At 65.8% G+C, this 20,796-nt stretch carries 18 protein-coding genes and 2 pseudogenes; 12 read left to right on the forward strand and 8 right to left on the reverse strand.

The window, feature by feature from the left end; translation table 11 throughout:
* The 5 genes and pseudogenes from OR16_RS46115 to OR16_RS20805 form a co-directional block, all read right to left on the reverse strand.
* Positions 1 to 229: pseudogene (locus OR16_RS46115) on the reverse strand (ABC transporter ATP-binding protein); the annotation flags it as partial.
* The gene (locus OR16_RS46120) at positions 226 to 555 is read right to left on the reverse strand and encodes an ATP-binding cassette domain-containing protein (protein WP_237717147.1); all 330 of its coding nucleotides are present in this window, start codon (positions 553 to 555) and stop codon (positions 226 to 228) included. The gene OR16_RS46120 and the pseudogene OR16_RS46115, both read right to left, overlap by 4 nt.
* Positions 552 to 1,415: an ABC transporter permease gene (locus tag OR16_RS20795; RefSeq protein ID WP_237717148.1), complete on the reverse strand. Its 864-nt coding sequence runs from the start codon at positions 1,413 to 1,415 to the stop codon at positions 552 to 554. The genes OR16_RS46120 and OR16_RS20795 overlap by 4 nt, the downstream gene beginning before the upstream one ends.
* Positions 1,408 to 2,325, reverse strand: coding sequence for an ABC transporter permease (locus tag OR16_RS20800; protein ID WP_006159929.1), 918 nt, complete (start codon positions 2,323 to 2,325; stop codon positions 1,408 to 1,410). Before OR16_RS20800 ends, OR16_RS20795 begins: the two co-directional genes overlap by 8 nt.
* A gap of 77 nt (positions 2,326 to 2,402) precedes the next feature.
* Positions 2,403 to 4,010, reverse strand: coding sequence for an ABC transporter substrate-binding protein (locus tag OR16_RS20805; RefSeq protein WP_006159930.1), 1,608 nt, complete (start codon positions 4,008 to 4,010; stop codon positions 2,403 to 2,405).
* A 277-nt stretch (positions 4,011 to 4,287) separates the two neighbouring features.
* On the opposite strand from OR16_RS20805, the gene OR16_RS39915 reads away from it, so the two are divergent.
* Complete coding sequence (locus OR16_RS39915) at positions 4,288 to 5,079, forward strand: GntR family transcriptional regulator (RefSeq protein WP_081488843.1); 792 nt, start codon at positions 4,288 to 4,290, stop codon at positions 5,077 to 5,079.
* A gap of 26 nt (positions 5,080 to 5,105) precedes the next feature.
* On the opposite strand, the gene OR16_RS48320 is transcribed toward OR16_RS39915, so the two are convergent.
* Both OR16_RS48320 and OR16_RS48325 read right to left on the reverse strand, forming a co-directional pair.
* A complete protein-coding gene (locus OR16_RS48320) occupies positions 5,106 to 5,366 on the reverse strand; it encodes a helix-turn-helix transcriptional regulator (protein WP_423739671.1) in 261 nt (86 codons plus the stop codon).
* Positions 5,367 to 5,573: 207 nt separating this feature from the next.
* Positions 5,574 to 6,180 (reverse strand): annotated as a pseudogene (locus tag OR16_RS48325) (AraC family transcriptional regulator ligand-binding domain-containing protein); the annotation flags it as partial.
* Between the two features lie 310 nt (positions 6,181 to 6,490).
* On the opposite strand from OR16_RS48325, the gene OR16_RS20820 reads away from it, so the two are divergent.
* The 10 genes from OR16_RS20820 to OR16_RS20865 all read left to right on the forward strand — a co-directional run bounded on the left by OR16_RS20820 (position 6,491) and on the right by OR16_RS20865 (position 19,774).
* Positions 6,491 to 7,495: a tripartite tricarboxylate transporter substrate binding protein gene (locus tag OR16_RS20820; protein WP_006159934.1), complete on the forward strand. Its 1,005-nt coding sequence runs from the start codon at positions 6,491 to 6,493 to the stop codon at positions 7,493 to 7,495.
* Between the two features lie 56 nt (positions 7,496 to 7,551).
* Positions 7,552 to 8,544, forward strand: coding sequence for a Bug family tripartite tricarboxylate transporter substrate binding protein (locus OR16_RS20825; protein ID WP_006159935.1), 993 nt, complete (start codon positions 7,552 to 7,554; stop codon positions 8,542 to 8,544).
* A gap of 60 nt (positions 8,545 to 8,604) precedes the next feature.
* On the forward strand, positions 8,605 to 10,347 hold the full coding sequence (locus tag OR16_RS20830) for a long-chain fatty acid--CoA ligase (RefSeq protein ID WP_043420490.1): 1,743 nt from the start codon (positions 8,605 to 8,607) through the stop codon (positions 10,345 to 10,347).
* 39 nt (positions 10,348 to 10,386) lie between these two features.
* Complete coding sequence (locus OR16_RS20835; RefSeq protein WP_043420492.1) at positions 10,387 to 11,373, forward strand: tripartite tricarboxylate transporter substrate binding protein; 987 nt, start codon at positions 10,387 to 10,389, stop codon at positions 11,371 to 11,373.
* A gap of 60 nt (positions 11,374 to 11,433) precedes the next feature.
* On the forward strand, positions 11,434 to 12,213 hold the full coding sequence (locus OR16_RS20840; protein ID WP_006159938.1) for an enoyl-CoA hydratase/isomerase family protein: 780 nt from the start codon (positions 11,434 to 11,436) through the stop codon (positions 12,211 to 12,213).
* Between the two features lie 102 nt (positions 12,214 to 12,315).
* On the forward strand, positions 12,316 to 13,503 hold the full coding sequence (locus OR16_RS20845) for an acyl-CoA dehydrogenase family protein (protein ID WP_043420494.1): 1,188 nt from the start codon (positions 12,316 to 12,318) through the stop codon (positions 13,501 to 13,503).
* Between the two features lie 419 nt (positions 13,504 to 13,922).
* Complete coding sequence (locus OR16_RS20850; protein WP_006159940.1) at positions 13,923 to 15,845, forward strand: PrkA family serine protein kinase; 1,923 nt, start codon at positions 13,923 to 13,925, stop codon at positions 15,843 to 15,845.
* 37 nt (positions 15,846 to 15,882) lie between these two features.
* On the forward strand, positions 15,883 to 17,160 hold the full coding sequence (locus OR16_RS20855; RefSeq protein ID WP_006159941.1) for a YeaH/YhbH family protein: 1,278 nt from the start codon (positions 15,883 to 15,885) through the stop codon (positions 17,158 to 17,160).
* 91 nt (positions 17,161 to 17,251) lie between these two features.
* Positions 17,252 to 18,778: a SpoVR family protein gene (locus tag OR16_RS20860; protein WP_006159942.1), complete on the forward strand. Its 1,527-nt coding sequence runs from the start codon at positions 17,252 to 17,254 to the stop codon at positions 18,776 to 18,778.
* Between the two features lie 327 nt (positions 18,779 to 19,105).
* A complete protein-coding gene (locus OR16_RS20865; RefSeq protein ID WP_006159943.1) occupies positions 19,106 to 19,774 on the forward strand; it encodes a TetR/AcrR family transcriptional regulator in 669 nt (222 codons plus the stop codon).
* A 23-nt stretch (positions 19,775 to 19,797) separates the two neighbouring features.
* On the opposite strand, the gene OR16_RS48330 is transcribed toward OR16_RS20865, so the two are convergent.
* Positions 19,798 to 20,301 (reverse strand): acyl-CoA dehydrogenase family protein, encoded by a 504-nt coding sequence (locus OR16_RS48330; protein ID WP_423739669.1) that lies wholly within the window; start codon positions 20,299 to 20,301, stop codon positions 19,798 to 19,800.
* Between OR16_RS48330 and OR16_RS48335 the strand changes: the two genes are divergently transcribed.
* Positions 20,294 to 20,689, forward strand: coding sequence for a hypothetical protein (locus tag OR16_RS48335; RefSeq protein ID WP_423739670.1), 396 nt, complete (start codon positions 20,294 to 20,296; stop codon positions 20,687 to 20,689). The two genes, OR16_RS48330 and OR16_RS48335, sit on opposite strands and share 8 nt — an antisense overlap.
* The last annotated feature ends 107 nt before the right edge of the window (positions 20,690 to 20,796 follow it).

Genomic DNA, 20,796 nt, shown 5'->3' on the forward strand with positions numbered 1-20,796 from the left:
CGCCGCTGAACTGGTGCGGGTAGTCATCCAGGCGCGTCTCGGGCGAGGGAATGCGCACGCGCGCCAGGACTTCGGCGGCATTCCGGCGGCGCTCATCCCGCCCGTGCGTGACGCCGTGATAGCGTCCCGGCGCGCTGACCTGGTCGCCCACGGTGAAGACCGGGTTGAGCGAGGTCAGCGGGTCCTGCGAGATCATCGAGATCTTGCGCCCGCGATAGACCTCGCTCATGGTCTTCTCCGGTACCGTGAGCAGATCCACGCCATCGAGCAGCACCTTGCCGCCCAGGCGCACGGCAGGCGCACGGCATCCGGGCCGCCCTGGCGCGGCAGCAGCCGCATGATGGACAGGATGGTCATCGATTTTCCGGAGCCGGATTCGCCCACCACGCCCAGCGTCTCGCCTGCGTGCACGTGCAGGTCGACGCCATCGACCGCGCGCACCACGCCGCGGCGCAGCTTGAGGTGGGTGGTCAGGCCCTGCACCTGCAGCATCGGCGCGGCATCCGTTGCCGCTGCTGGCTGCGTGGTTCCCATGGTGTGCGGCATGCTGTTCATAGTTGCCTCCGGCGCGGGTCGAAGTGGTCGCGCAGCCAGTCGCCCAGCAGGTTGGACGCCAGGCAGGTGGCCATGATGGCCAGGCCCGGCATGGTGATGACCCACCAAGCATTGGTGATGTAGTTGCGCGCATCGGCCAGCATCAGCCCCCAGGACACGTCGGGCTGCTGGATACCGATGACCTGGCCCACCTGCAGCGTGGCCAGTACCAGCAGCGTGTTGAACAGGTTGGGCAGCAGGTGGCGGCGGAAGATCACCAGCGTGCCGCAACCTGCCACACGCGCTAGCGCCACGTAGTCGCGCTGCTTGAGCGACATCACCTCGCCGCGCACGATACGCGCGTACCAGGTCCAGTAGGTGACCACGATCACCAGCACCACGGTCTCGAAGCCCGGGCCGAGCACGGCGGCGAGCACCAGGGCCAGCGCCAGCGACGGGATCGACATCTGGATATCGACCAGCCGCATGATCAGCGCATCGACACGCCCTCCAAAGTAGCCTGCCACCATGCCCACCGCGGTGCCGATGCCGCCCGACAGCACGATGGCGTAGAGCGCCGCCACCAGCGAGATGCGCGTGCCGGCCATGATGCGGGCGAGCACGTCGCGGCCCATATTGTCGGTACCGAGGGGATACACCCAGCCGCCCTCCGCCAGCCAGGCCGGCGGCTGGAAGGCCAGGCCGAGGTCTAGTTCGTTGGGATCGTGCGCAAGCAGGTGTTCGCCGCCGAGCGCGCACACCAGCAGCAGTGCGAATACCAGAGTGGGAAACCATGGCAAGCCGCGCGGCATCAGACGGCGCAGCAACTGCCTCGGAAACAGGGGCCGAGGCGTATTGCGGGAACTGGCGGTATCAGCCATGGCGGATCCTCGGGTCGATCAGGCTGTAGCTCAGGTCGACCAGCAGGTTGGACAGCACGAACAGCACGGAGGTCAGCATCACGCCGGCCTGCACCACGGGGAAGTCGCGGGCGAACACCGCTTCCACCACCGTGCGGCCCACGCCCGGCCAGGCGAAGATCACCTCCACCACGAAGGCGCCGCCCAGCATCGCGGCGAAGTACACGCCGAGGATGGTCACGAGAGGAATGGCGGCATTGCGCAGCGCGTACTTCCATACCAGGGCGCGCTCGGGCACGCCCATGGCGCGGCCCATGCGGATGTAGTCGCTGTCGAGCACATCGAGCATGGCGGAGCGCACGACGCGCGTCTGCGCCGCCACCGGGTACCAGCCCAACGCAATGGCGGGCAGCACCAGGCTGCTCCAGCCTTCGCGCCCGAAGGCTGGCAGCCAGTTCAGCCGCACCGCGAAGAACAGGATCAGCAGCAGCCCTACCCAGAAGTTCGGCATGGCCTGGCCGAGCATGGCGAAGATCTTGGCGAAGCGGTCGAACCATGAGCCACGATGCAGCGCGGACAACACGCCAAAAGGCACGGCCATCGCCACGGAGAACAGCAGCGCTGCCACTGCGAGCTCCACCGTGGCGGGCAGGCGTTCGAGGATCAGGCCGAGGGCAGGCACCTGCCAGCGATAGGAATTGCCGAAGTCGCCGCCGATGGCGTGGCTGACGAAGTAGAAGTACTGCATCAAGACCGATTGGTCGAGCCCGAGGTGCGCTCGGGTCTGCGCGATGACGTCGGGCGGTGCGTCCGCTGGCAGCAGCAGCGCGAGCGGATCGCCCGAGAGCCGCGAGATAATGAAGATGATGACGCTGGCGCCGATGATGCTGACAAGGCCATGCATCAGGCGTCTGGCGATGGCGGTTGGCATGGGGACTCCTTCGGTGGGAGACCGGCGCGGCCGCTGATGCTTGCGCGGCCGCGCGGGCAGGCGGATGGCTTACGCGCTTATTTCTGCTTCCAGCCAACCTGCTGGAAGGCACGCCAGTAGTCGCGGATAGGCCAGGGCACGTAGTCGATCTTGTCCGCGCGCCAGGCAAAGGTCACCAGTGGGCGGTAGGTCGGCAGGCCGCCCAGCACGCGCTCCTGCTTGATCCGCGCGATCTGGCGCAGCAGCTCGGCGCGCGCGGCCGGGTCCATGGTGCCTCGTTGCTTTTCCAGCAGGGCGTCGACTTCCTTGTCGACGGTATAGGAGTAGGTGCCCCAACCACCCTGCTGATAGCTGTGCAGGTGCCCGGACCACGCCAGGCCCGGATCACCGGGCAGGCCTTGCGACCACATCCAGCTCAGCACGCCGTCCATTTCCGGCGGGCCACTGCGGCCGCGCTTGCCCAGGCTGATCCACGCACCGTACTCCAGGTTGCGCACCTGGCAGCGGATGCCCACCGATGACAGGTAGGCGTACATTGCCTCGCCCACTTCCTTCACGCCGGGCTCGCGCGGCGTGGTGAGGTTGTAGCAGGGTGTATCGAAGCCGTTCGGGTAGCCGGCCTGCTTGAGCAGTTCGCGGGCTTGCTTGGGATCGTAGGTGTAGGGCTTGAGCGCGGGGTCGTAGCCGGTGGACTCCTTGCCGATCTGCGCATAGCGCTCGCCCTGGCCGAACAGCACGCGCTTGATGATGGCGTCGACGTCGATTGCGTGGGCCGCGGCCTGGCGCACCCGTACGTCGTTGAATGGCGACTTCGGCATCTGCGTGTTGAAGTTCAGGAAGAGGTTGTTGCCGCTGACCACCGTGACGGTCTTCACGCCCGGCATCTTCTTGAACTCTTCCACCATCGACGGCGGCACATTGTCGATCCAGTCCACGCGCCCGGTCTTGAAGGCGGCCACCCGGGTCAGGTCCTCCGGGATGATCTTGATCGTCAGTTCCTTGACGGTCGGGCGCGCGGCCTGGTTCCAGTAACCGTCGAAGGCCTCCAGCTTGAGCTCATCCTTGACCGTGCGCGAGACAAACTTCCACGGGCCGGTGCCAACCGGCTTGCGCGCGAACTCCTCTTCGCCCACCTTCTGGATGTACTTTTTGGGCATGGCCCACAGCTGCATGTTGCCGACGATGAACTGCGCGTCTGGCTCCTTGAAGTGCAGCTTGAAGTGGAGCGGATCGATGACCTCGAACCGCTCGACGGACGACACATAGTGCGAGAAGAAGCTGCTCTTGGGGTCGCGCTGGCGCTGCCAGGAGAACTCGAAATCCTCCGCGGTGAGCGGATCGCCGTTGTGGAACTTCACGCCACGCCGCAGGCGCACGTCCAGCACCGGCTTGCCGTCGCTGCCGGTGTCCAGTTTCCACGATTCGGCCAGCCAGTTCTCGTCCTTGAGCGCGGCATTGCGCCGCGTCAGCATCTCGAAGATCTGGCCGACGAAGTAGTGATCGACGCCCGCCGAGATCTTGACCGGGTCGAGGGTAGTGGACTCGGCGCCGAAGGCCACGCTCAAGGCCCCGGTGGCGGGTGCGGCAGATATCGCGGGGGGGTTGGTAGCTTGCGCGAGCGCCGTTGACGCGAACGCCCCCAGCAAAAGCCCGCCGATCGTGGTTTGCAGCGAATGCTGACGCATCGTGCTTCTCCGGTGGCGCCGGCGTGCGCCGGCTGGGTTGTCTCCGCCCCCGATGAAATAGGTTGTCCGGTCGCCACGGGGTTGGGCCGCAATGCGCAGCATCGCCGTGGATGCGTGACTGTGGCTACCCCGTCGGTCGCCGCGGGTGGCAAAAAAAAGTATGCGAGCACTTAAGAGTTACGTCAACGGTTAATTGTTAACAATCGACGATTTACGCGGGAAAGACCGCTGTATAGAATGGGCCAAATCCTATACACCCCTCTTAAGCGGCCTACTCATGAGCGGACTCTTTGGAATACAGCCAGCCGCGCCCGAGCCGGACGCGCCCGATCAAGACATGCCGGCACCGTCGCGCCGGCGCATGACCGCGGCCACCATCCCCGAGCAGGTCGCCAAGCATCTCGGCCAGGCCATCCTCAGCGGCCAGTACGCACCGGGCGACCAGATCAAGGAACAGGCCATCGCCGAGCTCTTCGACATCAGCCGCGGCCCGGTGCGCGATGCGTTGCGCGTGCTGGAGAAGCAGGGACTGGTGGAGATCTCGCCCCGGCGCGGGGCCTTCGTGGTGGAGTTGCGCCAGGACGACCTGATCGATATCTTCAATATCCGCAGCGCGCTGCTGTCGCTGGCCGTGCGCTACCTGGCGATCAATCCCGACAAGGCGGCGCTGGCGCCATTGCAGGCCCGCCTGGATGAACTGCGCGCGCTTGGCAGCGAGCCCGAGCCGGCGCTGATCGATTTCGTGCGGGCCATTGGCCGTATGGGCGTGGGCCTGATGAATGCCTGCGGCAACCGCCAGCTGATCCAGGCTTACCGCACCCTGCCGCACGATGGCGTGTGGCAGATGCTGTGGGTCACCAGCCAGCCGCTGGACTACATCACGGCCCAGCGCCGCGTGCAAAGCGTGAGCGACTACGAGCGGGTGCTGGCGGCCATCGCTGGCGGCAATGCCCAGGCCGCCGAGCGCGCCATGCGCAAGATCATGCAGGACTCCCGCAACGAGGTGCTCTCGCATATGCAGCAGGCGCACCCGGAGCCGATCGAACGTTTCCGGCTGCAGACGATCTAGCGCATCCTCGGCCCAGGGCCATCGACTCAGGCCGCGGCCCCCATCATCTGCCGTTGCCGGTATTCCCCTGGCGCCACGCCCGTCCATTTCTTGAACGCCCGATGGAACGTGCTGGGCTCTGAAAACCCCACGCGCAGCGCCACCTGCTGCAGCGCAAGGTCCGTGTTCTCCAGGAACGCAATCGCCGCGTCGCGGCGCAGGCTGTCCTTGATGCTCTGGTAGCCGCGGCCTTCGTCGCGCAGGCGCCGGCGCAGGGTTTGCGGGGTCAGGCGCAGGGTTTCGGCCATTTGCTCAAGCGACGGCAGTTCGTCGTCGAGGTGGCAGCGCAGGTGGCGCCGGATGCGCTCGGCGAGGCAGGAGTCGTCACGGTAGCGCGTGAGCAGGTTGCGCGGCGTGTCGTTCAGGAAGGCTTGCAGGCTGCTGGCGTCCTGGACCACGGGCAGGCGCAGCCAGCTGGCGTCGAAGTGCAGGGCGGTGCGTGGCTGGCCGTAGCGCACCTGGGTGTTGAAGACCCGCTCCGTGTCGGTGAGCCGGGACGGCCCGCGTGGCGGCTCCGGCGCGCGCGCGGCCAGGTCGACGCCGGTCAGGGGGATGCGCTGCGCGACCAGCCAGTTGGCCACGCCGTAGGCCTGGAAGGCGAAGGTGGATTCCGCGTAGAGGCGGCATGCCCAGCCCGGCGCGCATGGCGTCTTCCAGCGTGGCGCTGTGGATCAGCGCCTGGCAGGCCTGGGCGAACACGCCCGGTGCCACGGGCCGGCTGAGCAAGCCCCAGAACTCATCGCGCATGACGCGCCGCATCGAACGCATCAGCGCGGCAAACTGGCCTTGGGACACGCGCGCGTTGGGCGACTGAAGCAAGGCCGGCGAAATGGCGGCGCGGCGCAGCAGCGCGTCGATGTCGCAGCCAAGGCGGCGCGCGCCTTGCACGATCTGGTGCAGCTGCAGCACGGAAATGGTGTGGCGCGTGGGCGGCTGGGCGGCGCCGGCGCGCGGCCCCTCCTGGGCGCGCGCGCGTATCGTGCCCGGTGCGCCTGGCGGGAGGGAGGCGAGCGGCACCGTCAGCGACGGCGGTGCGGATGCCCTGAGTGCGGCGATTTGCATTGTCTCCTCGTTCTCAACGGACTCCCCGGTCCTGGCCCGGAATTACCCTGAGCGGCATCCCGCTGCACCGCAGCGCAACGGGCGGGTTTGCCGGATCGATGCCGGTTCTTTGCCGGCTATGTCCGCCAGTTAGCCCGATGCTGCGCCCCCGCACAATCCGGATTTACCAAAGGCAGGCTTTTCCCTGAACGATTCGGCCAATCATTTTGGGCCGAAAGGTCATTGTCCACGCAGTGCAGCATCGCGCAATCTCATCCCTTGCCGGCCTGCGCATCTGCGCCGGCGTGGCGGTTCAAGAGGAGAGGGCAGGATGCAGGCAGAACGGCGCAGGACCTTGTTACGGCTTGGCGCGGCTTCGCTGGCCGCGGGCGGCAGCTTCCACGGGATCGCCGGCGCGCTCGCGCAAGGCGCGGTACCCACCGGATACCCCGCCAGGCCGGTGCGCCTGGTGGTGCCTTATCCGGCGGGCGGGGCTACCGACGTGCTCGCCCGTGCCATTGCCGCGCCGCTTGGCCAGCAGTGGCAGCGCACGGTGGTGGTGGAAAACCGCCCGGGTGCCAGCGGCATGATCGGCGCCGATGCGGTGGCCAAGGCGCCTGCGGACGGCTATACCTTGCTGCTCACGTTGACCAGCGTGGTGCAGTTGCCCAGCCAGTATGCAAAGCCGCCCTTCGATCCCATGCGCGACCTGAGCGCGGTGTCGGAGCTGGCGACCTCGCACCTGGTGGTGGCCGCCAATGCGTCCATGCCGGGCAGCCTTGCCGAGGTCGTGCAAATGGCCAAGGGCAAGCCGAAGGGGTATTCCTACGGCACCTACGGCACCGGCAGCGGTGCGCACCTCTACATGGAGGTGTTTACCGGCGCCGCCGGGCTGGACATGATTCATGTGCCATACAAAGGCGAGGCGCCGCTGCTCAACGACCTGCTGGGTGGCCAAGTGTCGGTGGGCACCATCTCCGTGATGGGGCTCAAGCCCCACGTGCGCACCGGCAAGCTGCGCGCGCTGGCGGTGGTGGGCAATACCCGGGCGCCCATGCTGCCCGAGGTGCCGACCTTCCAGGAACTGGGCTACAGCGGCCTGGACGGCCCCGGATGGTTCGGCATGTTTGCCCCGGCCGGCACGCCCCGGCCGATCGTGGACAAGGTCTCGGCGGACGTGAACGCCATCCTGGCCACGCCCGATATCCGGCAGCGCATGACCGACCTTGGCGTGATCGTCAAGGGGACCCGGCCGATGGAGTTCGCCGAAGTGGCGCGTGCCGACCAGGCTTACTGGGCTGGCGTGGTCCGCAAACTCAATATCCGGCTCGACTGAGCCCGCAGCATTTCCCAACTCTCTCATGCCCGTTCCGGGCGGATTCAGGAGCAGCGATGCAGCACACGCGCCGCAAGGCACTGCAGCAGATTGGAGCGGGCGCTCTCGCCGCCGGTGGCCTGGGCCTGGGGCTGAGCCCGGCGCGTGCCAGCGCCTTCCCGGCCAAGCCGGTACGCCTGGTTGTGCCTTACCCCGCGGGCGGGGCCACCGATGTGCTGGCACGCGCGATTGCCGAGCCGCTTGGCAAGCTGTGGCAGCGCCCCATCGTGGTGGAGAACCGCCCGGGCGCCAGCGGCATGATCGGCGCAGACGCCGTGGCCAAGGCCGATGCCGACGGCCATACCGCGCTGCTGACCATCACCACGCTGGTCCAGGCCCCAAGCCTCTACGCCAAAGCGCCGTTCGACCCGGTGCGCGATTTTGCCCCGGTGTCCAATCTCGGCACCACCAGCCTGGTGTTTGCGGTGCACAACTCGGTGCCCGCCGCCACGCTGGCCGAATTCATTGCGCTGGTGAAGTCCAGGCCAAAGCAGTTCAACTATGGCTCCTACGGCACCGGCTCCAGCGGCCACCTCTACTGTGAAGTGTTCAACGAGGCGGCGGGACTGGACATGACCCACGTGTCGTACAAGGGCGAGGCGCCGGAACTCAACGACTTGCTCGGCGGGCAGATACCCGCGGCGATCATCTCGGTGATGGGCGCGCGCCCGCACATGGCAACCGGCCGCCTGCGCGCGCTGGCGGTGACGGGCCCCGCGCGCGCACCGCAACTGCCCGATGTGCCGACCTTTCGCGAGTGCGGTATCGCGGGCATGGGCTCGATGGGCTGGTTCGGGCTGTTGCTGCCGGCCGCCGCGCCTCGCCCGGTGGTGGAGAAGTTCTCCGCCGACGTCAATCGCGTGCTGGCCATGCCGGCGGTGCGCACCCGCATGAACGACATGGGCGTGGTGCTCGCGGGCAGCACGCCCGATGCCTTCGCCGACACCATCCGCAGCGACTACGCACGCTGGGGCAAGGTCATCCGCACGCGGAACATCCGCCTGGACTGACTCCGCCTTGATCAACGCCGAGCCGGCGGCAGCCGGCGATCTTCCTTCTTTGTGTTTCCCATGAACCAAGCAGCCTGCGCTTCCCCCTCCCCGGCCTACCGTTCGCCCCACTGGCCTCCGGGCATGCCCGCCGAGGTGCGCGTGCCGCGCACCAGCCTGGCCTACAACGTCGAGGTGGCCGCCCGGCGCTATCCGGACAAGACCGCGATCCAGTATTTCCATACCGCCATCTCTTACGCCAGCCTGCAGGCGCAGATCGAGCGCATGGCCGGCTACCTGCAAACGGCTTGCGGCGTGACACCGGGTGACCGCGTGGTGCTGTTCAGCCAGAACTGCCCGCAGTTCATCGTGGCCTACTACGCCATCCTGCGCGCCGAGGCAGTGGTGGTGCCGGCCAACCCGATGTGGCTGACCGGGGAGCTGGAGCACGTGGTGGAGGACAGCGGTGCGGTGGCGGCCTTCGTGGCGGCGGAACTCTATGCGCAGATGGCGCCACTGCATGGCGCAAAGCTTGCGCACGTGATCGTGCATCAGTACGGGGACATGCTCGATGGCGCCGCTGGCGCCGAGGGTGTGCCCGCCTGGCTCTACGCGCGCACGCCGTTGCCCGCCACCGTGCCGCCCGGCGCCGCGCTGGCGACCTGGACGCAGGCCGACGCCGCCGGCCATGCCCCGCGTGCGCACCAGGCCGGCTATGACACGCTGTGCATGCTGGCCTACACCTCGGGCACCACTGGCCATCCCAAGGGCTGCATGCATACGCATGGCTCGCTGATGAGCGCCGCAGTGGGCTCGCAGCTGTGGCGCAGCGCGAGCCCGGAGAGCGTGTGCCTGTCGGTCGCGCCGATGTTCCATCTGCTGGGCATGCAGAACGGCATCCACGCGCCGCTTTACCTGGGTGCCACCATCGTACTGCTGCCGCGCTGGGACCGCGCGCTGGCAGCAGACCTGATTGAGTGCTACCAGGTGTCCACCTGGGGCGCGCCGCCGGCCATGCTGGTGGATTTCTTCGCCCAGCCGGGCATCGCCGAGCGCAACCTCTCCAGCCTTGCTTACCTGGGCGGTGGCGGCGCCGCCATGCCCGACGCGGTGGCCACCATGCTGCAGGAGCGCTTCGGCCTGCCTTATGTGGAGGCCTACGGCCTGACCGAGACCGCTGCCTTCCTGCTGTCCAACCCGCGCCACCGGCCCAAGCGGGAATGCCTGGGCATCGCCACCTTCGGCGTGGATGCGCGCGTGATCGACCCGCACACGCTGGCCGAGCTGCCGCAGGGCGAGCTGGGCGAGATCGTGACCCATGGCGCGCAGGTGATGCGCGGTTACTGGCGCAACCCGCAGGCCGACGCGGAATCGTTTGTCGAGATCGATGGCAAGCGCTTCCTGCGCACCGGCGACCTTGGCTTCATGGACGCCGAGGGCTACTTCTTCATGCGCGACCGGCTCAAACGCATGATCAACGCGTCCGGTTTCAAGGTCTGGCCGGCCGAGGTGGAGAACCTGCTCTACGGGCATCCCGCCATCCACGAAGCCTGCGTGATCGCCGCGCGCGACGCGCGCCGCGGCGAAACCGTCAAGGCCGTGGTAGCGCTCAAGCCGGCCGCGCGCGGCACGCCCGAGGCCAGCGCCGAGCAGATCATGGCTTGGTGCCGCGAGCGGCTGGCGGCATACAAGGTGCCGCGTATTGTCAGCTTTGTCGATGCCTTGCCCAAATCGGCCACCGGCAAGATCCAGTGGCGGGCGCTGCAGGAGCGGGAGCAGGACCAAGGCCGGGAGCAACCGGCCGCCGCCGGCGGCGCGGCCTGAACCAGGACCAGGACCAGGACCAGAACAAGGGGAGACATCATGAAAGCATCGAGACGAAACTGGATGGGCCAGGCGGCAGCGCTGGGCGGCGGCGCATTGCTGGGCGGATGGCAACTGCCTGCGCTGGCGCAGGGCACTTATCCGGGGCGGCCCATCCGCATGGTAGTGCCCTATCCCGCCGGCGGTGGCACCGATACCATCGCGCGCCTGATCGGCCAGCGCCTGACCGAGGCCTGGGGCCAGCCGGTGGTGGTCGACAACAAGCCCGGCGCCAGCGGCATGCTCGGCAACGACATCGTGGCCAAGGCGCCGCCCGACGGCTACGCGGTGCTGCTCGCCATCACCGCCATGATCCAGTCGCCCAGCTTGTACAAGCGCATTCCGTACGACGTGGCCCGCGATTTCGCGCCGGTATCGCTGCTGGCCAGGTCATCGGACCTGTTCGTGGTGCCCAACCGGGTGCCGGCCAGCACGCTGGCCGAGTTCGTGGCCCTGGCCAAGGCCGGCAAGCTCAGCTACGGCTCCTACGGCAACGGCACCTCCTCGCATTTGCATGGCGAGCTGCTCAGGATGCAAGCGCACGTGGACCTTGCGCACATTCCGTACAAAGGCGCCGCGCCGCTAATGAGCGACGTGCTGGGCGGGCAGGTGGATTCGGCGTTTGTCGACGTGACCTCCGCCAACAGCTATCTAAATAGCGGCAAATTCAAGATCCTCGCCATCACCGGCACCCAGCGCTACAAATCGATTCCGGCCGTGCCGACCTTCGCGGAAGCCGGCTACTCCGGGTTCGAGCCGAGCGGCTGGTTCTCGGTGTTCCTGCCCGCCAATACGCCGCGTGACCTGGTTGTCCGGCTCTCCACCGAGATCGGCCGCATCGTGCGGCTCCCGGACGTTTCGCAAAAGCTCTTGGCGATGGGGCTGCAGCCGGTGGGCTCGTCCCCGGAGGAACTGGCGGCGGTGATCGCGACGGACACGCCCAAGTGGGCCCGCATTGTCCGCGATGCCCGTATCCAGCTCGACTGAGCCGCCGATCCTGTGACTGCAACGACATACATCCACCGAGGCCACCCAGAGGAGTTCGCCATGGAAACCATCCGCTACGCCGTTGCCGACGGTGTTGCCACCCTCACGCTCGATTTCCCGAAGCGCAAGAACGCCCTGAACGGCACCATGCGCCGCGAGATCGGCGAGGTCGTGCATCAGTTGCGCCAGGACGCGAGCGTGCGCGCGCTGATCCTCACCGGCGCGGGCACGGACTTCTGCTCCGGCGGCGACATCAGCTCGATGCAGGGCGAGATCAGCGCGGACCAGGGCCGGCAGCGCCTGGCGGCCATCCATCCCTGGCTGGAAGACCTGATTCACCTTGACCGTCCGGTGATTGCGGCGGTGGACGGCGCGGCCTACGGCGCCGGCTTCAGCCTGGCCCTGGTGGCCGACATCATCCTGGCGACGCCGCGCGCGCGCTTTGGCCTGCCCTTCCTGCGGCTGGGCCTGATCCCGGATTGCGGCGTGTTCTACACGCTGCCGCGCATGATCGGGCTGCAGCGCGCCAAGGCGTTGATGTTCTCGATGCGCGAACTGAGCGCCGCCGCGGCGCTGGAGCAAGGCATCGTGATGGAAATCGTGCCGCCAGAGGATCTGCAGGCCCGCGCGCTGGCGCTTGCCACGGCCTTTACCGAAGCCTCGCCGGTGGCGGTGGCACTGACCAAGAAGGCCCTCAATGCCTCATTGAACCAGGACCTGCACAGCATGCTGGAGATGGAGGCGGACGGCCAGGGTATCGCTTTCGCCACCGAGTACCGCAAGGAATCCGCCGCGCGCTTCCTGGAAAAGCAGCCGCCCCGCTATCGCTGGCCCGACTGAACAACTACACAACAACGTGATGCTGCGACGCAACACGGCATTACCGGCATCACCGGCATCACCGGCATCACCGGCAACCATCAGAAAAGGAAGGAGAACAGCATGGGAAATTCCGACAAGAACATGGCGATGGCAGCCCGCAAGGTGCCCTGGATGAGCGAAGACCTGGTCATGTTCCAGGACACCGTACGCCGCTTCGTGGAGCGCGAGCTGGTGCCGAACGAGGCGCGCTGGGCGGAGCGCGGCTACATCGACCGCGAAGTCTGGAACCGTGCCGGCGAGGTCGGCCTGTTGTGCGCCAGCATTCCCGAGGCGTACGGCGGCGGCGGCGGGAACTTTGCGCACGAGGCGGTGATCTGTAACGAAATGGCACGCGCCATCGCCACCAGCCTGGGCAACGGCGTGCATAGCGGCATCGTGGCCCATTACTTGCTCAACTACGGTACCGAGGCGCAGAAGCGCAAATGGCTGCCTCAGATGGCGTCAGGCGCCATGGTGGCCGCCATCGCCATGTCGGAGCCCGGCGCGGGCTCGGACCTGAAGTCGGTACGCACCCGAGCGGTGCGTGAGACGACCCAGAACGGAGACATCTATCGCATCAACGGTGCAAAAACCTTCATCACCAATGGCTACCACGCCGACCTCGTTTGCGTGGTAGCCAAGACCGATCCCGATGCCGGCACGAAAGGGGTCTCGCTCATCATGGTCGAGACCCGGGACCAGCCCGGCTTCAGGCGCGGCCGCATTCTGGAGAAAATCGGGCAGAAAGGCCAGGACACCGCCGAGCTGTTCTTCGACGATGTGTGCGTGCCGGTGGAAAACCTGCTTGGCGACGAAGAGGGCAAGGGCTTCTACCAACTGATGCAGCAACTCCCGCAGGAGCGCATGATCATCGCGCTCGGTGCCGTGGCAAGCATGCAGCGCGCGATCGAGCTCACCACCGACTACGTACGCGAGCGGCAGGTGTTTGGAAAACCGCTGATCGATATGCAGAATACGCGTTTCAAGCTGGCGGAGTGCAAGACCGAGGCAACCATCGCCGCTACGTTCGTCGATGATTGCATGGTGCGCTTGCTGGCAGGCGAGCTCGATGCGCCCACCGCGGCCATGGCCAAGTGGTGGTGCTCGCAGAAGAACTGCGAGATCATCGACGAATGCCTGCAACTGCATGGCGGGTACGGCTACATGCTCGAATACCCGATCGCGCGCATGTATGCGAACGCGCGGGTCAGCAAGATTTATGGCGGTTCCAACGAAATCATGAAGGAACTGGTGGCACGCACGCTGTGATGCGTGCCCGGGACGATGCGGTCAGCCTCTCATGCCTACGTCGTAGTACGTTGGAGGTAGGCTGGCCGCAAAGCCCCGTGCGGCGCGGGTTGCGGGGGATCAGGCGCGTTTTCCGTTACAAAAGCAGGTGTGCAGGGAATAACGGAAAGGTGTAATGTGTGTCACAAGACATGGTTCAAATGCCCGTCGCGAGTGGGGCCTGGAGTGGTAGCACGGTGAGCCGGACTTATCCGTTGCGCAGTAGCAAAGTTCGTCAACCGACTCTCAGCCTTCGCCGTTATTTGACTATGATGAAGTAAAGATTTCGCAACATGGCAGCACCGCCAAGCCGGGGTGGCGGAGCCGCACAAGCTGCCGCGAGATCTTGAGTTGTAGTAGATCTACCTTCGCCTCGGACGGGTCTCTGACGGGAGTGAGGTATGGACATTTTCGGCCACTACGCCACACGCTTCGAAGGTCGCAAGGAAGAGGAATACAGCATCCAGGAGTACCTGGATATCTGCAAGAAGGATCCTTCGGCCTATGCGACCGCGGCCGAGCGCATGCTCGCCGCCATTGGTCAGCCTGAACTGGTGGACACTCACCACGACCCTCGGCTGTCCCGCCTGTTCTTCAACAAGGTCATCAGGATTTATCCGGCCTTCCGCGAGTTCTACGGCATGGAAGACACGATCGAGCAGATCGTCGCCTTCTTCAAGCACGCCGCGCAAGGACTCGAGGAGCGCAAGCAGATCCTCTACCTGCTCGGGCCTCCCGGAGGCGGCAAGTCCTCCCTGGCGGAGAAGCTCAAGGCGCTGATGGAGCAGGTTCCCATCTACGCCTTGAAGGGCTCGCCGATCCACGAGTCGCCGCTCGGGCTGTTCGCACCCGAAGAAGACGGCAAGATCCTGGAAGAGGACTACGGCATCCCGGTGCGCTATCTCAACACCATTGCCTCGCCTTGGGCGGTCAAGCGCCTGCACGAGTTCAACGGCGACATCACGCGCTTCCGCGTGGTCAAGCTGCGCCCCTCGGTGCTGTCGCAGATCGCGATCTCCAAGACGGAGCCGGGCGACGAGAACAACCAGGACATTTCATCGCTGGTCGGCAAGGTGGATATCCGCAAGCTGGAGGATTTCCCGCAGGACGATCCGGATGCTTATTCGTACTCGGGCGGGCTGTGCCTGGCCAACCGCGGGTTGCTTGAATTCGTGGAAATGTTCAAGGCACCGATCAAGGTCTTGCACCCCTTGCTGACGGCCACCCAGGAAGGCAACTACAAGGGTACCGAGGGCTTCGGCGCGATCCCCTTCGACGGCATCATCCTGGCGCACTCGAATGAAGCCGAGTGGACCACCTTCAAGGCCGACAAGAACAACGAGGCTTTCCTCGACCGGATCTACATCGTCAAGGTGCCGTACTGCCTGCGCGTGTCGGACGAGGTGAAGATCTACGACAAGCTGATGCGCAGCAGTTCGCTGTCGGCCGCGCCTTGCGCGCCCAACACCTTGAAGATGATGGGACAGTTCGCCGTGCTCACCCGCATCAAGGAGCCGGAGAATTCCAACATCTTCTCCAAGATGCGGGTCTATGACGGCGAGAGCCTGAAGGATGTCGACCCGAAAGCCAAGTCCTACCAGGAGTATCGCGACTACGCCGGCATCGACGAAGGCATGAATGGCTTGTCCACGCGTTTCGCCTTCAAGGTCTTGTCCAAGGTCTTCAACTTCGACAACACCGAGGTGGCGGCCAATCCCGTGCACCTGCTCTATGTGCTCGAGCAACAGATCGAGCGCGAACAGTTCCCGCCGGAACAGGAAGCCAAGCTGCGGTCTTACATCAAGGAGTATCTGACCGCGCCGTTCGTGGAGTTCATCGGCAAGGAGATCCAGACCGCTTACCTGGAGTCGTACTCCGAATATGGCCAGAACATCTTCGATCGCTACGTGGTGTTTGCCGACCTGTGGATCCAGGACCAGGAATATCGCGACCCGAATACCGGCGAGATTCTCGATCGCAACGCGTTGAACGACGAGCTTGAAAAAGTCGAGAAGCCCGCGGGGATATCCAACCCCAAGGACTTCCGCAACGAGATCGTCAACTTCGTGCTGCGCGCGCGGGCCAACAACGCGGGCAAGAACCCCGCGTGGACCAGCTACGAGAAGTTGCGCATGGTGATCGAGAAGCGCATGTTCTCCACCACCGAAGACTTGCTGCCCGTGATCTCGTTCAACGCAAAATCCTCTCGCGAGGATCAGGACAAGCACGCGAACTTCGTCAACCGCATGGTTGAGAAGGGATACACCGCGAAGCAGGTTCGCTTACTAGTGGAGTGGTATTTGCGCGTAAGAAAATCATCGTAACGGCGCCTGAACGAGGCCTCTAGACGAGGGCAAGCATATGGCCACGGTCATCGATCGGCGCGAGAACGGCGGCAACAAAAGTGCCGTCAACCAGCAACGCTTCATCAAACGCTACCGCGAACAGATCCGCCAGGCGGTAGCGAAGGCGGTGTCCGGCCGGAAGATCATGGACATCGAGCAGAGCGGGCAGGTGTCCATTCCGGTCAAGGACATCTCCGAGCCAGCCTTTCACCACGGCCAGGGCGGCCGGCGGGAGTGGATCCACCCGGGCAACAAGAAGTTCGTCCGGGGGGACAGCTTCGACCGCCAGCAGCAAGGCGGTGGTGGAGGCGGGTCCAAGGCGAGCGATTCGGGTGAAGGCGAGGATGATTTCGTCTTCAGCCTGTCGCGCGAGGATTTCCTCAACTTCTTTTTCGAGGACATGGCGCTGCCGGACATGGCCAAGCGCCACCTTGCCAAGATCGCCGAGGTCCGCAAGGTCCGGGCCGGCTTTTCCATCGACGGCACCCCGTCCAACCTGTCCATCCTGCGCACCATGCGAAGCTCGCTGGGGCGGCGCATTGCCTTGTCCAGTCCTTACCAGAAAAAGCTCGCGCTGCTGGAGCAGGAGTACGGCGAGGTGCTGGAGCAGGACGGGCCTTACTCGGCACGGGCGCTGGAGCTGATGAAGGAAATGCGTCACCTGCGCGCCTGCGTGGAACGCGTGCCCTTTATCGAGAAGCTCGACCTGCGCTACAACAACCGCGTGCTGAAAAAGCGCCCGCAGGCGCAGGCGGTGATGTTCTGCCTGATGGATGTCTCGGGGTCCATGGATGAGAGCCGCAAGGATCTCGCCAAGCGCTTTTTCATGCTCTTGTACCTCTTCCTCAAGCGCAACTACGATCGCATCGACGTGGTGTTCATTCGCCATCACACGGTGGCGAAGGAAGTGAACGAGGAAGATTTCTTCCATTCACGCGAATCCGGTGGTACGGTCGTATCGAGCGCGCTCAAGCTGATGGTAGATGTGATTCACGACCGCTATCCCGCCAGCCAGTGGAATATCTACTGCGCCCAGGCCTCGGACGGCGACAACTGGGCGGGCGACTCGGAGTTGTGCGGGCGTTTGCTGCGTGAGGCCATCCTGCCGCTGGTGCAGTACTACGCCTATGTGGAGGTGGCTTCGGAGGAGCCGCAGAACCTGTGGGAAGAGTATCTGGCGGTCAAGGACCGGCATGAGAACTTCGCGATGCAGCGCATCATCGGGGCGGACGAGATCTACCCTGTGCTGCATGACCTGTTCCAGAAGAAAGCGGCATGGCCATCCAGCCGCTGAAGTCGCCCTGGTTTTTTTGCAGGTGTTTTCCCCTCTCCCGCTGTGCGGGAGAGGGGAGCAACCCTAGCTTCACCCGCAACGGGGGTCGTAAATGGCATATCTCTCTACCGGCTCGGAGTGGACCTTCGAGCTGATCCAGCGTTATGACCGCGAAATCGCACGCATTGCCGGCGATTTCGGTCTGGACACCTATCCCAACCAGGTTGAGATCATTACCGCGGAGCAGATGCTCGATGCCTATGCGTCGTCCGGCCTGCCGGTGGGCTATAGCCATTGGTCGTACGGCAAGCATTTCCTCGCGTCCGAGCGCAGCTACCAGCGCGGGCACATGGGCCTGGCCTACGAGATCGTCATCAACTCCAATCCCTGCATCGCCTACCTGATGGAGGAGAACACCATGCCCATGCAGGCGCTGACCATCGCGCACGCCTGCTACGGCCACAACTCCTTCTTCAAGGGCAACTACCTGTTCCGCACCTGGACCAACGCCGACGCCATCATCGACTACCTGCTGTTCGCCAAGAACTACGTAGCCGAATGCGAGCAACGCTATGGCGAGCAGGAGGTGGAGACGCTGCTCGATTCCTGCCATGCGCTGCAGAACTACGGCGTGGACCGCTACAAGCGGCCCAAGAAGCTCTCCATCGCCGAGGAGCAGGCGCGCCAGACCGAGCGGGAGAATTACCTGCAGACGCAGGTCAATGACCTGTGGCGCACCCTGCCCAAGCACCGTGCGCACGCGCTGGAGGACGACGAAGGCTTCGAGCGCGACGCCGCCTTTCCGCCGGAGCCGCAGGAAAACCTGCTCTACTTCATCGAGAAGAACGCGCCCAAGCTGGCGCCGTGGCAACGCGAGATCGTGCGCATCGTGCGCAAGATCGCGCAGTACTTCTATCCGCAGCGCCAGACCAAGGTGATGAACGAAGGCTGGGCCACGTTCTGGCACTACACCATCCTGCACCAGCTGTATGAGGAAGGCCTGGTCAACGATGCCTTCATGATGGAGCTGCTGCAGGCGCACACCAACGTGATCTACCAGCCGCCTTACAATAGCCCGTACTACAGCGGCCTCAACCCGTACACCGTGGGCTTCCTGATGTTCCAGGACCTGCGCCGCATGTGCGAGCACCCGACCGAGGAAGATTACCGCTGGGCGCCGGAATTTGCCGGCAGCGACTGGCGCAAGACGCTCGACTTCGCCATGCGCAACTTCAAGGACGAGAGCTTCCTGCTGCAGTTCCTGTCGCCACGCGTGATCCGCGAGCTCAAGCTGTTCTCGGTGCTCGACGACGACCGCGAAGGCAAGCTGCGCGTGACCGCCATCCATGACGATGAGGGCTACCGGAACATCCGCCAGTTGCTGGCCAACCAGTACGACCTGTCGAACATGGAGCCCAACATCCAGATCACCAATGTGGATGTGGGCGGAGACCGCTCCCTGACCTTGCGCCACCTGCAGAACGACCGGCGCCCGCTGGCGCAGAACTTCGACGAGGTGATCCGCCACGTCACGCGGCTGTGGGGCTTTACGGTGCGCCTGGAAGTGGCCTATGAAGATGGCCGGCGCGAATCCAAGTACGAATGCAAGCCGGAACGCCGGCATCGCAAGGCGGCGTGAGCGGGCACGGCAGCGTCAGCCCGCGCGGGCGGTGGATGACACCGCCCGCATGACGGCCTGCGCGGCCCACAATCCGGTGGCCGCGGCAGCGTCCGTGAAGGGGGGCATTCACGTAGTCCCCCGCCAGGAAGACCCGTTGCCGCGATGCCGGTGCCCGGCCGCGGTACGCCAGCATGTCGGCAGCGCCGACGGGGGCGAAACGGGTGAAGGCAAGGAGGTGGCGTGCATGATCGGGGCTTTGTCCGGTTAGCCCGTGCTCGGGGCATCGTGCGACAATCTATCGGCTTGCCGCGTCGCAGCCAATTCGCTTTCTCCTCAGATTCCGTCATGCCCGCCGCCACCGAACCGCCGAAGCGCCGCCAGCCCTCGCAGCAGCGCGCCCAGCATACCGTCCAAGCCATCTTGCAAGCCGCGGCGAGGCTGTTCGCCGAACACGAGATGCGCGGCCAGCCCGAGCCCGGCACCGAGCAGATCGCTGCGCTGGCGGGGGTCTCGGTTGGCTCGCTCTACCAGTACTTTGCCGACCGTGCGGCGATTGGCCGCGCCCTGATCGAGCAACAGCGCGAGGCGGCCATGGTAGCCCTGGAAACGATGCTGGCCGAACGCCTGGCTGCCATGCCGGCGGGCCTGCCGGAGCAGCAAGCCGCGCGCGCCGCGCTGCGGGCCTACGTGCAGGCCTATGTGATCAGCTTCGGCGGCTACGACGCGCAAAGCCGCGCGCTGGCCCGCCTGGCCTGGCGCCATGACCGGGATGAGGACGCCGTGGCGGCGCTGCGCCTGGCCAGCGAACGGATCGGCGCGCAGTTGCAGGCCCTGGGCATGAGCGCGCTGCGCTTGCCCGCCCCGGCCCAGATGTTCGTGCTCACACGGGCCTTGTTCGGGGTGGTGCGCTCGGCCGCGCTGGAGCGCTCACCCTTGCTAGGCAGCCCAGCCCTGGAGGACGAACTGGTTCGCCTGTGCTGGAGCCTGCTGCGCAGCGAGCCCGACGCCGGCTGATCCTGGCCGGCCGCGGCCGGGGCTCAGGCCGCGTCGGTGCTCCAGCTTCGCGCCATATCGACCACGCCCGTCCCGGGCTGGCCGCACACAGCCTCGCCCACCACCCTTGCCCAGTAAGTCTGCGACCCGTCCGCCAGCCGCCAGGCATGCAGGCGACGGGTGTAGATCTGCAGGTCGTACTCCTCGGTGATGCCGATGGCGCCGTGCACGGCATGCGCGATGGCGGCCACCGGCGTGACCGCTTCGCTGGCGTTGAGCTTGCCGATGGCCGCGCGCAGCGGGTCCGGCCGCCAGCCGCCGCCGGCGCAGGCGATCTGCGCGGCCATGCGCGCGGCGGTGACATGCTCGGCCATCACGCTGACCTGGTGCTGGATTGCCTGGAACTTGCCGATGGCGCGGCCGAACTGCTGGCGATCGTTGGCGTACCGCAGGGTCATGTCGAACACATGCGACATGGCGCCGGCCAGTTGCACAGCGTGCAGGCAGGCGCCAATCTGGCGCAGCGTGCCTGCGGGCAGCGTGAACAAAGGCAGCCCATCCGGGGGGGCGGGGCAGGACCACGGCCAGATCCGCATGGACGCCAGTCGGGCGGACGTGCGCGCGGGCCCGTGGCAGCAGTACGCACTGCGTGCCTTGCTGCACCAGGAACCAAGCCGCTTGCGCGCCGCCCGCGACCAGGGCCGCATCCGTGGCACCTATTTCCGTGTCGAAGCTCGCCAGCGCGATGGGCTCGGCCGGCACCGCCAGCCCGGCGGCGTGCAGCAGCGCACGCGCGAACACGGTCTGGCCCAGCGGCAAGGGCAGTGCGTGGCGGCCCAGCGCAAACAATACCGGCGCCAGTTCGTCCAGCGGCAAGCCCGCGCCACCGGCGGCCTCGGGCAGCAGGCAATCGGCAAAGCCGCTGTCTTGCAATGATTGCCACAGGGGCAGGTGGTCTTCCGCGCGCTCGATGGCGCGGATGACGGCGGGGGTGCAACAGTCGCGCAGCACGGTGTCGAGCGCGTCCGAGTAAGCGTTATGCA

Source organism: Cupriavidus basilensis OR16, from assembly GCF_000243095.1.
Classification (GTDB): Bacteria; Pseudomonadota; Gammaproteobacteria; order Burkholderiales; family Burkholderiaceae; genus Cupriavidus; species Cupriavidus basilensis_D.

What these genes read in the sequence shown, in the direction of transcription:
- OR16_RS20845 (WP_043420494.1), top strand. Translation starts at nt 12,316, where the DNA reads ATGGGAAATTCCGACAAGAACATGGCGATGGCAGCCCGCAAGGTGCCC.
- OR16_RS20795 (WP_237717148.1), bottom strand. Translation starts at nt 1,415, where the DNA reads ATGGCTGATACCGCCAGTTCCCGCAATACGCCTCGGCCCCTGTTTCCG.
- OR16_RS20840 (WP_006159938.1), top strand. Translation starts at nt 11,434, where the DNA reads ATGGAAACCATCCGCTACGCCGTTGCCGACGGTGTTGCCACCCTCACG.
- OR16_RS20820 (WP_006159934.1), top strand. Translation starts at nt 6,491, where the DNA reads ATGCAGGCAGAACGGCGCAGGACCTTGTTACGGCTTGGCGCGGCTTCG.
- OR16_RS20830 (WP_043420490.1), top strand. Translation starts at nt 8,605, where the DNA reads ATGAACCAAGCAGCCTGCGCTTCCCCCTCCCCGGCCTACCGTTCGCCC.
- OR16_RS39915 (WP_081488843.1), top strand. Translation starts at nt 4,288, where the DNA reads ATGAGCGGACTCTTTGGAATACAGCCAGCCGCGCCCGAGCCGGACGCG.
- OR16_RS20865 (WP_006159943.1), top strand. Translation starts at nt 19,106, where the DNA reads ATGCCCGCCGCCACCGAACCGCCGAAGCGCCGCCAGCCCTCGCAGCAG.
- OR16_RS20825 (WP_006159935.1), top strand. Translation starts at nt 7,552, where the DNA reads ATGCAGCACACGCGCCGCAAGGCACTGCAGCAGATTGGAGCGGGCGCT.
- OR16_RS20850 (WP_006159940.1), top strand. Translation starts at nt 13,923, where the DNA reads ATGGACATTTTCGGCCACTACGCCACACGCTTCGAAGGTCGCAAGGAA.
- OR16_RS48320 (WP_423739671.1), bottom strand. Translation starts at nt 5,366, where the DNA reads ATGGCCGAAACCCTGCGCCTGACCCCGCAAACCCTGCGCCGGCGCCTG.
- OR16_RS20800 (WP_006159929.1), bottom strand. Translation starts at nt 2,325, where the DNA reads ATGCCAACCGCCATCGCCAGACGCCTGATGCATGGCCTTGTCAGCATC.
- OR16_RS20835 (WP_043420492.1), top strand. Translation starts at nt 10,387, where the DNA reads ATGAAAGCATCGAGACGAAACTGGATGGGCCAGGCGGCAGCGCTGGGC.
- OR16_RS20805 (WP_006159930.1), bottom strand. Translation starts at nt 4,010, where the DNA reads ATGCGTCAGCATTCGCTGCAAACCACGATCGGCGGGCTTTTGCTGGGG.
- OR16_RS46120 (WP_237717147.1), bottom strand. Translation starts at nt 555, where the DNA reads ATGAACAGCATGCCGCACACCATGGGAACCACGCAGCCAGCAGCGGCA.
- OR16_RS20855 (WP_006159941.1), top strand. Translation starts at nt 15,883, where the DNA reads ATGGCCACGGTCATCGATCGGCGCGAGAACGGCGGCAACAAAAGTGCC.
- OR16_RS20860 (WP_006159942.1), top strand. Translation starts at nt 17,252, where the DNA reads ATGGCATATCTCTCTACCGGCTCGGAGTGGACCTTCGAGCTGATCCAG.